This window comes from Oricola indica (assembly GCF_019966595.1).
GTDB classification, from domain to species: domain Bacteria; phylum Pseudomonadota; class Alphaproteobacteria; order Rhizobiales; family Rhizobiaceae; genus Oricola; species Oricola indica.
Map to the genome: position 1 here is coordinate 96,977 of NZ_JAINFJ010000002.1, position 11,840 is coordinate 108,816.

Consider the following 11,840-nt stretch of genomic DNA (forward strand, 5'->3'; position numbering starts at 1 on the left):
TGATCCCGATTTACCATCTGATCAAAATTTTGGCGGGTTACCGGATTTTCAACAAGCAGGAGTGCGCGCAATGTCCAACAAATCCTTCACCACAACCCGCCGGAGGCTGCTCAAGGCAGGCGCCGCGGGCGCATCGGTTCTCGCCATGCCGGGCCTGATCGGCCGGGCCGCCGCGCAGGAAAAGCTCAAGGTCGCGGCGATCTACACCGTTCCCGTCGAGCAGCAATGGGTGAGCCGCATCCATATCGCGGCCAACGCCGCCGCCGAGCGCGGCGACATCGAATACGTCTTTTCCGAGAACACGTCGAACAGCGACTATGAGCGCGTGATGCGCGAATATTCCGAAGCCGGTCACGACCTGATCGTCGGCGAGATCTTCGCTGTCGAGGAAGCCGCCCGCCAGGTCGCGCGCGACTATCCGGACACGGCCTATCTGATGGGGTCTTCCTTCCTGCCACAGGACGACACGCCGAACCTCGCCGTCTTCGACAACTACATCCAGGACGCCTCCTATCTTTCCGGCATCATCGCCGGTGCGATGACCGAGTCGAAGAATATCGGCATGGTCGGCGGCTTCCCGATCCCGGAAGTGAACCGCCTGATGCACGCCTTCATGGCAGGCGTGCGCGAAACGGCGCCGGACACCACCTTCCAGGTCGCATTCATCGGCTCGTGGTTCGACCCGCCGAAGGCCAAGGAAACCGCCTTCGCGCAGATCGATGCCGGCGCGGACATCATGTATGCGGAGCGTTTCGGCGTCTCGGACGCGGCCAAGGAGAAGGGCATCCTGGCGATCGGCAACGTGATCGACACCCAGCCGGACTATCCGGACACGGTGGTGGCCTCGGCGCTGTGGCATTTCGAGCCGACCCTCGACGCCGCGATCGCCAAGGTGAAGGCCGGCGAGTTCAAGGCCGAGAATTACGGTATCTACTCCTTCATGAAGGAAGGCGGATGCTCGCTCGCACCGCTCGGCACCTTCGAAGGCAAGGTGCCGCAAGAGGCGCTCGATCTTGTCGCCGAGAAGGAAGCCGCCATCAAGTCCGGTGACTTCACGGTCGAGATCAACGACGAAGAGCCGAAATCGAGCTGATGAACGCCGAGGGGGGCGGAGAGGCGGAGACCGTACTCCGCCTCTCGAACATCACGAAACGCTTCGGTCCACTGACAGCCAGCGACTCCGTTTCCTTCGACCTGAAGCGGGGCGAGGTCATCGCGTTGCTTGGCGAAAACGGCGCCGGCAAGACCACGTTGATGAACATCCTGTTCGGCCATTACGTGGCCGACGAGGGCACGGTCGAGGCGTTCGGCAAGACATTGCCGCCCGGCGAGCCGCACGCCGCGCTCGCCGCTGGTATCGGAATGGTCCACCAGCATTTCACGCTGGCCGACCAGATGACCGTCCTGGAGAATATCGCGCTCGGCACGCAAAGCCTGTTCGCACCGCGCTTCGATCGCGGCAGGGCGCTGGCCCGGATCGAAGAGCTGTCGCGCGATTTCGGTCTGGAGATACGGGCGGATGCGCTGATCTCGGACCTGTCGGTCGGCGAGCGACAGCGCGTCGAGATTCTCAAGGCACTCTATCGCGACGCGCGGGTTCTCATCCTCGACGAGCCGACCGCAGTGCTGACGCCGCTCGAGACGGAAGCGCTGTTCGCGACGCTCAGAAAGCTGGTCGCCACGGGGCTTTCGATCATCTTCATCTCGCACAAGCTCAACGAGGTCATGGCCGTCAGCGACCGGGTTCTGGTGCTGCGCTCGGGCAGGATTTCCGGCGAACGCCGCACGGCGGACACGGACCGGGGCGAATTGGCGGCCCTGATGGTCGGCGAGACGATCAAGGAGCCGGAAGTCGTCGAACATTCACCGGGCGACACCGTGATCGAACTCGTGGCTGTCTCGACGGCGGGTCGCGCCGGCGGCGCGCCGCTCGACGCGATCGACCTCGCCCTGCGCGAAGGCGAGATCACCGGCCTTGCAGGCGTTTCCGGAAACGGACAGGCGGCGCTTGCCTCCCTCATCGCCGGCACCACGAAGCCGGAATCCGGCACGATCCGGATCCGCGACGAGATCGTCTCGGACTGGTCGGCGCGCGCGGCCCTGGCGCACAGGATCGGGCGCATTCCCGAGGACCGGCACGCAACAGGCATGATCGGCGACATGAGCGTCACTGAAAACGTGATCTCCGAAGCCTACCGCTCGCCGCGCTTCAGCCGCGCGGGCCTGCTCGACTGGAAGTCGGCCGAGCAATTCGCCGAGACCATCATCCGCGACTATGACGTGAAATGTCCCTCCCCGAATGCCCGGGTGCGCCTGCTCTCAGGCGGCAACATGCAGAAGCTTATCCTCGGGCGCGCCTTTGACGGCGAACCGCAGGTGATCCTCGCAAACCAGCCGACGCGCGGCCTCGATGTCGGCGCCGTCGCCTATGTTCACACCAAGCTGCTCGAGGCGCGCAATCGCGGCGCGGCGGTGCTGCTGATCTCCGAGGATCTGGACGAGGTTCTGGCGCTGGCCGACCGCGTGATTGTGATTTCCAAGGGCCGTCTTTCGCCGCCTTCGAAACGCGGCGAATTGTCGGTGCGCGAGATCGGCGAGCGCATGGCCGGGCACGGATTTGCAGACGGGGTGACCGATGCGGCTTGAACCGAAACCGACGCCCGGGCTCGCGACCACCCTGCTCTATCCCGCCGGCGCGATCCTCGCCACGATCGTCATCGCTTCTCTTCTGGTGCTGATCGCGGGCGCATCGCCCTTCAACGTCTTCTGGTTGGTCGCGAAAGGCGCGGCAGGATCGCAATTCGCCCTGCTGGAAACGCTGACGCGGGCAACACCGCTGATCTTCACCGGGCTTGCGGTCGCCGTCGCCTTCCGTGCCAAACTCTGGAATATCGGCGCCGAAGCGCAGCTCTATATCGGCGCGGTGGTGACAGTCGTGCTCGGGACAGGCGCGGTCGCGATGCCCACGCCGGCGCTGATCCCGCTCATCATGATCTGCGCGATGCTGGCCGGGGCGTTGCTGCTGCTCGGCCCCGCCGTCCTCAAGGTCCGGTTCGGCGTCGACGAAGTCGTCACGACCCTGCTGTTGAACTTCATCGTCATCCTGTTCGTATCGATGCTGCTCGAAGGCGTGTTGAAGGATCCGATGGGGCTCGGCTGGCCGCAGTCGAAACGGGTGATCGCCGACGCCCAGCTGCCAAGGCTGATCCAGGGCAAGCGGCTGCATTTCGGCTTCGTCATCGCCGTGGCCAGCGCCGTCGTGATGTGGGTGGTCATGAAAAAGACCACGCTCGGCTACGAGATGCGCGCCGTCGGCAACAATGCCGAAGCGGCACGTTTCGCCGGCATTCCGGTGAACCGGGTTCTGATGAAAACGGCGCTGCTCTCCGGCGGTCTCGCGGCGCTCGCCGGCTTCTCCGAAGTCGCCGGCCTCAAGGGCAACCTGACGCTCGATCTGTCGCCGGGCTTCGGCTACACGGGCATCGTCGTCGCCATGCTGGCCATGCTCAATCCGCTCGGCGTGGTCGCATCCGCGATCTTCGTCGCCGGCATTTTCGTCGGCGCGGACGCGATGAGCCGGTCGGCGGGCGTACCGAGCTACATCGCCCAGGTGATGGTCGCGACCGCGCTCCTGACCATGGTCACCGCGATCATGCTGACGCGCTACAGGATCAGGTGGAAGTAGTGATGGAAGCCTTCGATATCCTGCTGACGACGAGTTTCTGGGTGGCGGCGATCCGCATCGCTTCGCCGCTGATCTTCGCGACGATGGGCGAACTGATCTGCGAACGGGCGGGCGTGCTCAATCTCGGTATCGAGGGGATCATGACCGCCGGGGCCTTCGCCGGCTGGATCACGGTCTATGCCGGCGGCGATCTCTGGCTCGGCGTGGCGGTGGCGGCGCTGACCGGCGTCGTCTTCGGATTGTTGCACGGTTTCCTGACCGTCCCGCTCGGCCTGTCGCAGCACGTCACCGGCATCGGCATCACGCTGCTGGCGACCAGCCTGACCTATTTCACCTATCGCGTCTCGCTGCCGGAGGTGACGTCGCCACCCAAGATCGAGCCGTTCCAGCCCTTCGCCATTCCCGGCCTGTCGGACATACCGCTTATCGGCCCTGCCCTGTTCAACCAGACGCCGCTGACATATCTCGCCTATGTCACCGTCGCGCTCGTCGCGTGGGTTCTCTATCGCACGCCGGTGGGAATCGCCGTGCGCGCGGTCGGGGAAAACCCCTCCGCCGTCGAGGCGCAGGGCATCAGCGTCACGGCAATGCGCATGGGCGCGGTCGCCGTCGGGTCCGCGCTGATGGCGGTCGGCGGCGCGTTCCTGACCATGAGCGCCTTCAATTCCTTCTTCTTCGAGATGATCAACGGACGCGGCTGGATCTGCATCGCGCTCGTCGTCTTCGGATCATGGCGGCCGGGCAAGGCGCTGATCGGCGCGATCCTGTTCGCTGCCTTCGACGCGTACCAGGTCCGCCTCCAGCAGGTGACCGGGGGTGTCATCCCCTACCAGATATTCCTGATGATGCCCTATGTGCTATCCATCCTCGCACTTATTGTCGTGGCGCGGCGTGCGACCTATCCGAAGGCGCTGATGGTCCCCTATCAAAAAGGTGAGAGATGAGTTTCGACCTGCTGTTGAAGGGCGGCGTCCTGCCCGACGGAACATCGGCGGATATCGCGATCGCGGGCGACACGATCGCCGCGATCGAGCCGGACATCACCGCCGAGGCCGGCGAGACCATCGACATATCCGGCAATCTCGTCTCGCCGCCTTTCATCGATCCGCATTTCCACATGGACGCGACGCTTTCCTATGGCCTGCCGCGCATCAACGCGTCCGGCACGTTGCTCGAAGGCATCTCGCTGTGGGGCGAATTGAAGCCACTCCTGACCGAAGAAGCCGTCGTGGAGCGGGCGCTGGCCTATTGCGACTGGGCCGTCTCGATGGGCCTGCTCGCCATCCGGTCCCATGTCGACACCTCCGACGACAACGCGATGACCGGCGTGCGCGGATTGCTGGCCGTGCGCGAGATGGTGAAACCCTATCTCGACCTGCAGCTCGTCGCTTTCCCGCAGGACGGGTTCTATCGCGCGCCCAAGGCCCGCGAAATCACCATCCAGGCGCTGGATATGGGCGTCGATGTCGTCGGCGGCATCCCGCATTTCGAGCGGACGATGGAGGACGGCCGACGCTCGGTGACCGAGCTTTGCGAGATCGCCGCGGAGCGCGGACTGCGCGTTGACCTCCACTGTGACGAAACCGACGACCCGATGTCACGCCACGTCGAACAGCTCGCCTACGAGACGCAGCGGCTCGGCCTGCAGGGCCGGGTGAACGGATCGCATCTGACCTCGATGCATTCGATGGACAATTACTATGTCTCCAAACTGCTGCCGCTGATGGCCGAAGCGCAGGTTTCGGCGGTTCCCAATCCCCTGATCAACATCACGATCCAGGGCCGCCACGACACCTATCCGAAACGGCGCGGCCTGACCCGCGTGCCCGAGATGCTCGCCCATGGCATCCGCGTCGCATGGGGGCAGGACTGTGTTCTCGATCCATGGTATCCGCTCGGCACCGCCGACATGCTCGACGTCGCCTTCATGGGCCTCCACGTCGCCCAAATGACGAGCCCGGCGGAGATGCGCCGTTGTTTCGACATGGTCACGACGGAAACTGCCGCGATCATGGGGTTGGAGGATTACGGGTTGGAAAAGGGCAAGAGGGCCAGTCTGGTCGTACTCGACGCTGGCGATCCTATCGAGGCGATCCGCTTGCGGCCGGGACGACTGCTGGTCGTGTCGAAGGGAAATGTCGTCGCGCGGCGCGCAAAGGGCGAGAGCGCGATGTCGCTGCCCGGACGCCCCGCCAGTGTGACCCGGCGTTTCCAGCCGCCGGCGTAAACACTCCATGGTTCAGTTCCTCGCCTATGCCGGTATTGCCGGCCTCGTCGTCAGCATTGCCATCGGGATCATCGGCGCCGTGATGGCGATCAGGCCGTGGCCCGCCTACGTCGCGCGCTGCCATGCGCAGGGCGAACAGCCGGGCTTCGTGTGGTCCAACCGCTATATCGACTCCATCGCCGACGAAAAGAAGCGCAAGTCCGTCAAACGCGGCATCGTTCTGCACGGCATCGGTCTTGCCGGCCTCATCCTCTTCTTCCCGTTCGTTCTCCTGTCGGGGATCGCGTCTTGACGGAGAAACCGGTGAGATGAACCTGCTTGGCAAGATATTTTTCGGCACGATCCTCGTCATCGTGCTGCTGGCGATCTGGCTTTTCGGATCGCCTCCGGCAATCTCGATATTCTGGGAACGCACCGACGTCACCGTCATGCGTCACGACACGCGCGAGGTGTATGACGGCTGGGGCAATGTGGTTCGGACCGATCCGATCGTCGAGATCGATAACGGCCGGGTCATCAGGACGCCAATTCGCCTTCTGGTCAGGAACGCGGTGGATGGCCGGGACGCGGTTGTGGATGCCTGGCCGGTCGGGGCCACGGTCAGTGCGCGGCTCGCGCCGGGCGGCAATGTCGCCTACCCGGCAACCTGGCGACCTTTCCTTCTCATTCCCGCGATTGCCTTCACGATCGTTGCGGCATTCATCGGCTTTCTCTTTTTCCGACCCTTTTTCGAACGCCGATGGCGCAGCCAGGGCGGTGACGCGGTTCGCAGCAATGCCGGCTATTCCTTCCGGCCGATCGCGTTCGGTTTCGGCATGGCATTCACGGCCGTGCCCCTCATTCTGCTTTATGCGATGTGGACTTTCGGCGACCCTCCTCCCTACTCGATAACATGGCCGCGCCACGACATGCGGGTCGTCGACTCGCGCGTTCGGCCACATCAGGTCGGCAACGGAAACATCGCGGCCTATCTCGATGTCGAAGTCGAATTTCCCGACGCGATCAACAACGAGAAAATTCTCCTTCAGGGTATCACCTATGGCTGGGTGCCCATTCCCGAGGCGCGCGAGTTGCGCGAAGCGCGTTACCTGCCCGGCGAAACCGTGCGTGCCATGCAATCGCCCGATGGCACGTTCTACGTTGTGCGCTGGCGGTTTTCCGATTTCCTCGCCTTCTTCATCATTCCGCTGGCGTTGATCACCGTGCCCATCGGTTTGTTTGCCATGCGACTGGCGCTTGTCTAGACACTCCGGGGGATCGGTCATGGCATTCGCGGCACGTTACGAGGATACGGTTCGCACGGGGACGCTCTTCGCGGCGATCGCCGGTTTCGTGGCGAGCGCTCTCGCGGTCTTCATCATCACCGATGACTTTATCGGCGCCGGCCAGGTCCAGATCATAAGCCTGTCCGCCATTATCGGCGGCACGGCCTCCATGGCGGCGGCGTGGCGATGGCTCGTACCGGGTCATGACGGTTTCGGCATGTGGCGCGCCGTCGGAGCGGGCGCGGTGTCGGCAATCGCCTCGTCGGTCTTCATGTGGCTGATCGCGTTCGTCGCTTTTCTCTCCGACATGGCAAGCGACCCGCTCAGCATGATCGAGATGATCCGGCGGGCGCTCATGCTCTCGTTCTACTTCGCCATCATCGGCAACATCCTCGTCGGGTGGGTCACGATCCCGCTCGGCATCGCCGCCGCCTGCGTGGTCACCGCCTGGGCGCAAAAACGGATCGAAACGCCATGACCGAACTTCCCGTTCGCGTGACATACAAGCCGGCGCTTCTGGCCGGCAGTCAGACCGTCGAGATCGGCGAGACGCATCTGACCTGTTCGGACAATGATGGCCGCGAGAAATGGCGGCTCGCCTGGCCTGATATCTCCCGCGCCGCATTCGTGGAGCACACGATCCGTGGATCGCGGCTCAGCCGGATCGACCTGATCACGGCGAACGACGCGCAAAAGTTTTCTCTCAGCCGCACCACCTACGCGGCCCGTTCGATGAGCGATCCGGATTATGTGAGCTTTCTTTCCGCAGTCGGCGCCATCGCGACCAGGCTCGGCGAAGTCGCTCCGGACCTTCCGGTCACGATCGGAGAATATGGCCGCTCCCGGCTCGCGATGTTCATTGTCGGCGCCCTGTGCCTCATCGGCGGCGTCGGCATCGGCATCGCCGCTCTCGCGGACGGCCGCGGCGACCGGTTGATGGGCGAAGCCATGACGCCGCTCGCCCTGATGATCCTGGTTGGCATATTCTACTCATGGAAGCACGCGCCATGGCGCGCCAGCGAAAGCCTGTCCGCGAAGATCTTTGCGGTGGTGTTCGCCAAAACCGACGCCCCGGAAACGGAACCGGGGCCTAATCCTCCAGCGTAACGAGTTCGCCGCTCACATCCCGATAGCGCACCTGGATGTGCTCCACCCCCGACGCACGCAGTTCCGCACGCATCGCAGCCGCCAGTTGGGCCGCGCGTTCGACATGGCGCGCCTGTTGACCCTCCGCCCACATGGCAACGGGCTCCTCATCCACCTCTTCACAGGCGGCATCGAACTCGTCCTGCCACGCGGTGAGTTCGTCCGCGAGCTTGCCGGACAGGCCGAGACGGATCGGTGAATTGTATTCCGCATCGTCCTCGAAAAATTCGATATGGACCGGCCAGGCCCAGTGCTCCGGCGAAAGACTGAGCGCACGGATCCGCGTCATGTCCATCAGCGCCTCGTCAGGTTCGACCGGTTCCAGTCCGGCCCCAAGCCCACCATTTCCGGCCGGCATGCGGGACCTGATCGCGACCCAGACGACATAGACGGCGAGCATGGACCCTGCGGCGACGAGTGAAGGCATTCCGTCGCCCGTCAACGGAAGAAGCTTGCCCGAAAGCCCTGCCGCCGCGACACCGAGCGCGCACGCGCCGAAAATGAAGGCGGCGTTTATGGTTTGCCTGCGCCCGGCCGGGTCCGGCTCCTCATCGCGATCGAAATAGCGCGGCGCCAGCCATGTCAGGTAGATGACCTGTTGCAGCATAGCAGCCGCGAACAGCCAGACGGCGATGCCGGACAGGACGAGCAGCGCCGCGCCGGACGCGAAGACGAGGATCGCGCCCGATGTCATCCACGCGGTCTCGAAACGCTCGAGCCGGCTGGGCTTTTCAAAGGAGATCATTTCGATTGCGCGTGTAAGCACCCGGTCAAGCATCACCTGGCGCGCGAGCACGAGCCCCGCGAAAATGTAGAAGAGGCCGATGACCGCAAGGAGGACGCCGGGAAAGCCTGCCAGCCTTTCGAGATAGGGTTCGAACACGTCGTCAGCCCTTCATTTGCCTACGTTTCCCGGCTGCCGTCGTCGCAACCACAACCCGTTAGCGGAAGTATCCCCGCGAAAGCGCCCCCCTGAACAGAGGGTTGACCGGGTAACCGCATGCCCGCTTTCTGCCACAAAGCTGCGCGGCAGTCCGCTAAATGCAGCGATTACGGCGCTTTATCGAGAAAATACGCGATGCATTTTTTGCATTTCCCGGTTGCATGCGGCGACTTCGCGGCTACCGTGCAAAATACCAAGATTTCAGGGGTTGGGAGGCTGAAATTGGCGAATTGTGCGTGTCGTGCATCGGCGGCTGACCACTCCCGGAATCATCACCAGACATTACCGCTTGAAAGATTCTGCGAGAACCGCCCAATTTTCTCCATGCTTGAACCGAAACTTCTGGCCGCGACCAGAACATGTACGCCCCGCAAGCCGGGCGCGGAAATGACAGGACCCGGAGCGCCAATGCCTTCGCGCAGGCGAACCGGAGCACGATTTGAGGGAACGGGATGATGAAGTGGTCTTTGAAGACACGAGCTGCGCTTGCGGCCGCACTTGCGGCCGGAACGCTTCTGGCCGGACCGGCATGGGCGCGCACGAACCATGCCCTGATCGTGGCCGTTTCGAAATATCCCAATCTGTCGGAAGACAAGTGGCTCAACGGGCCGGTAAATGATGCGAAACTGGTGCGCCAGTATCTGCTCGAAGGTGCGCCCCTCGATTTCGAGGAAAGCGAGATCACCGTTCTTGCAGACGGGATCGAAGGCGCGGCGGAACCGACCGGCGACCATATTCGCGAGGCCTTCGCCAGCCTCGCCGAAGAGGTCGAGCCCGGCGATTTCGTCTTCCTGCATTTTTCCGGCCACGGATCGCAGGCACCCGCCCTCGTGCCGGGCTCCGAGCAGGACGGCATGGACGAACTGTTCCTGCCCGCCGACATCTCCGGCTGGGACCAGGCAACCGGCACGGTTCCCAATGCGCTTGTCGACGATGAACTCGGCGCGATGATCACGGCGCTGACGGACAAGGGTGCGAATATCTGGGCCATCTTCGACAGCTGCCACTCGGGCACCGTGACCCGCGCGGCGCCGTCCGGCGATCCTCTGGACGCCGAAAAGTCCCGTGACATCAGCCCGGCCGCTCTCGGCATCCCGCAGGACGTGCTGGACGCCGTCGAGCCGATCCGGACCCGCAGCGGAACGCCCGAACCCGAAATCGCGACGATCGAGACCACCGGCTCCACCGAAGGCCAGCAGGTTTTCTTCTATGCCGCGCAAACCAACGAAACGACGCCGGAGATGCGGCTTCCCGCGGACGATCCGGACCGCGTGTCGCACGGGCTTTTCACCTTCACCCTGTTCGAGACGCTGGCGCAGAACCCGGCGCTGACCTATCGCCAGTTGGGCGAGGAAGTGCTGCGCCGCTATTCGATCGGTTACCGGGTCCAGCCGACACCGCTCTTCGAAGGCGCACTCGATGCCCCCGTGTTCGGCGCGGCGGACGGAGAAGCGGGCCGTATCCAGCAATGGCCGGTCAAGCAGGACGGCGGAAAGCGGATCTTCTCGGCCGGACGCCTGCACGGCATTTCGGTCGGCGACGAACTCGCGCTGCTCGACAGTCCGGCTGCGAGCGACGACGAGAAGATCGCGACGATCCGCGTTACCGCGACGAGCGATTTCCGTTCCGAATTCGAAATCGTGGATGGCGGTTTCGTCATGCTCGACACCGGTTTCTACGCCCGCAAGGCGCAAGAGGAGATGCGGTTTTCGATCGCGGTCGCAAAGCCGGATCTGTCCGAAGCGCCGGAGGCGACGCGCGCGGAGATCGATGCCGTCATCGAGGCGCTGGTCAACACCGAGAAAGAAGGTCTTCGGCTGGACATGGTTGAGCCGGGCGACAATGCGGACATCTACCTGCAAGTCGCCGACGGCGCCTTGTGGCTCGTGCCGCGCGGCGGCGAACTGGTCAGAGACGGGGCCAACAAAACCACTTCGATCGGCTATGCCGACCGAGAAACGAAGGAAACGACGTTCTATCTCGCCGACAGTCTTTCGCGCATCGCCCGCGTCGCGAACCTTCTGAAGCTTGGCGGCGGTTCCGGCTCCGGCGGCGCCGGCCTGGAGATCAGCTATTCGATCCAGTACCCGGACAGCGAAGAACGCATCCCGATCGCGCCGCCATCCATACCGCGTATCGAGCCCGGCGCCATCGTATGGGTCGAGGTCGGCAACAAGACCAACCGGCCGCTGGACCTCAACATCCTGTATACCGGCGTCAATTACTCGATCGACCACATGTTCAACGATCGCTTTCTTCCCGGTGAGTCACGCGCCATCGATCTTCTCGACGTCATCGAAGGCGACTATGGCCGCGAGCGGCTGATCGCCATCGTCACCCCGGTGGAGCCGCAATCGGTCGTCGCCGATTTCGGCTGGCTGTCGCAGCCCGAGCTTGGAAAAACACGCGCAGTCGCGCGCGGCGGGTTCAGCGCCATGCTCGAGGAAGCGGGCTTCGGCGAAAAGACACGCGCCGTCCGCAAGAGATCGCGCGATGACGCTGGAGGCGGCATTTCCCAGGTCGCCGTCGAAACCGTCCCGCCCGGCTCGGTCTCGGACTAGGTCGCGGAACGGT

Annotated in this window: 11 protein-coding genes; 10 read left to right on the forward strand and 1 reads right to left on the reverse strand. The window is 63.8% G+C overall.

Annotated features, from left to right (window positions below):
* Positions 1–70: 70 nt before the first annotated feature.
* From LC343_RS05985 to LC343_RS06025, 9 genes are read left to right on the forward strand one after another with little or no spacing between them, the layout of a single operon-like run.
* Positions 71–1,093 (forward strand): BMP family protein, encoded by a 1,023-nt coding sequence (locus LC343_RS05985; RefSeq protein ID WP_223476204.1) that lies wholly within the window; start codon positions 71–73, stop codon positions 1,091–1,093.
* Positions 1,093–2,646 carry an ABC transporter ATP-binding protein gene (locus tag LC343_RS05990; RefSeq protein WP_223476205.1) on the forward strand — a complete coding sequence of 518 codons (1,554 nt, stop codon included), beginning with the start codon at positions 1,093–1,095 and terminating at the stop codon, positions 2,644–2,646. Before LC343_RS05985 ends, LC343_RS05990 begins: the two co-directional genes overlap by 1 nt.
* Positions 2,636–3,685, forward strand: a complete 1,050-nt coding sequence (locus LC343_RS05995; RefSeq protein WP_223476206.1) for an ABC transporter permease — start codon at positions 2,636–2,638, stop codon at positions 3,683–3,685. The genes LC343_RS05990 and LC343_RS05995 overlap by 11 nt, the downstream gene beginning before the upstream one ends.
* 2 nt (positions 3,686–3,687) lie before the next feature.
* Positions 3,688–4,629, forward strand: coding sequence for an ABC transporter permease (locus tag LC343_RS06000; protein WP_223476207.1), 942 nt, complete (start codon positions 3,688–3,690; stop codon positions 4,627–4,629).
* Positions 4,626–5,912, forward strand: a complete 1,287-nt coding sequence (locus tag LC343_RS06005) for an amidohydrolase family protein (RefSeq protein ID WP_223476208.1) — start codon at positions 4,626–4,628, stop codon at positions 5,910–5,912. Before LC343_RS06000 ends, LC343_RS06005 begins: the two co-directional genes overlap by 4 nt.
* 7 nt (positions 5,913–5,919) lie before the next feature.
* Positions 5,920–6,204, forward strand: a complete 285-nt coding sequence (locus tag LC343_RS06010) for a hypothetical protein (protein ID WP_223476209.1) — start codon at positions 5,920–5,922, stop codon at positions 6,202–6,204.
* A gap of 16 nt (positions 6,205–6,220) precedes the next feature.
* Complete coding sequence (locus LC343_RS06015) at positions 6,221–7,156, forward strand: hypothetical protein (RefSeq protein WP_223476210.1); 936 nt, start codon at positions 6,221–6,223, stop codon at positions 7,154–7,156.
* A 19-nt stretch (positions 7,157–7,175) separates the two neighbouring features.
* A complete protein-coding gene (locus LC343_RS06020; RefSeq protein ID WP_223476211.1) occupies positions 7,176–7,655 on the forward strand; it encodes a hypothetical protein in 480 nt (159 codons plus the stop codon).
* Complete coding sequence (locus LC343_RS06025; protein WP_223476212.1) at positions 7,652–8,284, forward strand: hypothetical protein; 633 nt, start codon at positions 7,652–7,654, stop codon at positions 8,282–8,284. The genes LC343_RS06020 and LC343_RS06025 overlap by 4 nt, the downstream gene beginning before the upstream one ends.
* On the opposite strand, the gene LC343_RS06030 is transcribed toward LC343_RS06025, so the two are convergent.
* Positions 8,268–9,206 (reverse strand): hypothetical protein, encoded by a 939-nt coding sequence (locus tag LC343_RS06030; RefSeq protein WP_223476213.1) that lies wholly within the window; start codon positions 9,204–9,206, stop codon positions 8,268–8,270. The two genes, LC343_RS06025 and LC343_RS06030, sit on opposite strands and share 17 nt — an antisense overlap.
* A 527-nt stretch (positions 9,207–9,733) precedes the next feature.
* On the opposite strand from LC343_RS06030, the gene LC343_RS06035 reads away from it, so the two are divergent.
* Positions 9,734–11,827 (forward strand): caspase family protein, encoded by a 2,094-nt coding sequence (locus tag LC343_RS06035; RefSeq protein ID WP_223476214.1) that lies wholly within the window; start codon positions 9,734–9,736, stop codon positions 11,825–11,827.
* The last annotated feature ends 13 nt before the right edge of the window (positions 11,828–11,840 follow it).

Coding starts and splice junctions, on each gene's coding strand:
- LC343_RS06015 (WP_223476210.1), top strand. CDS start 6,221: ATGAACCTGCTTGGCAAGATATTTTTCGGCACGATCCTCGTCATCGTG.
- LC343_RS05985 (WP_223476204.1), top strand. CDS start 71: ATGTCCAACAAATCCTTCACCACAACCCGCCGGAGGCTGCTCAAGGCA.
- LC343_RS06010 (WP_223476209.1), top strand. CDS start 5,920: ATGGTTCAGTTCCTCGCCTATGCCGGTATTGCCGGCCTCGTCGTCAGC.
- LC343_RS06025 (WP_223476212.1), top strand. CDS start 7,652: ATGACCGAACTTCCCGTTCGCGTGACATACAAGCCGGCGCTTCTGGCC.
- LC343_RS06020 (WP_223476211.1), top strand. CDS start 7,176: ATGGCATTCGCGGCACGTTACGAGGATACGGTTCGCACGGGGACGCTC.
- LC343_RS05995 (WP_223476206.1), top strand. CDS start 2,636: ATGCGGCTTGAACCGAAACCGACGCCCGGGCTCGCGACCACCCTGCTC.
- LC343_RS05990 (WP_223476205.1), top strand. CDS start 1,093: ATGAACGCCGAGGGGGGCGGAGAGGCGGAGACCGTACTCCGCCTCTCG.
- LC343_RS06005 (WP_223476208.1), top strand. CDS start 4,626: ATGAGTTTCGACCTGCTGTTGAAGGGCGGCGTCCTGCCCGACGGAACA.
- LC343_RS06000 (WP_223476207.1), top strand. CDS start 3,688: ATGGAAGCCTTCGATATCCTGCTGACGACGAGTTTCTGGGTGGCGGCG.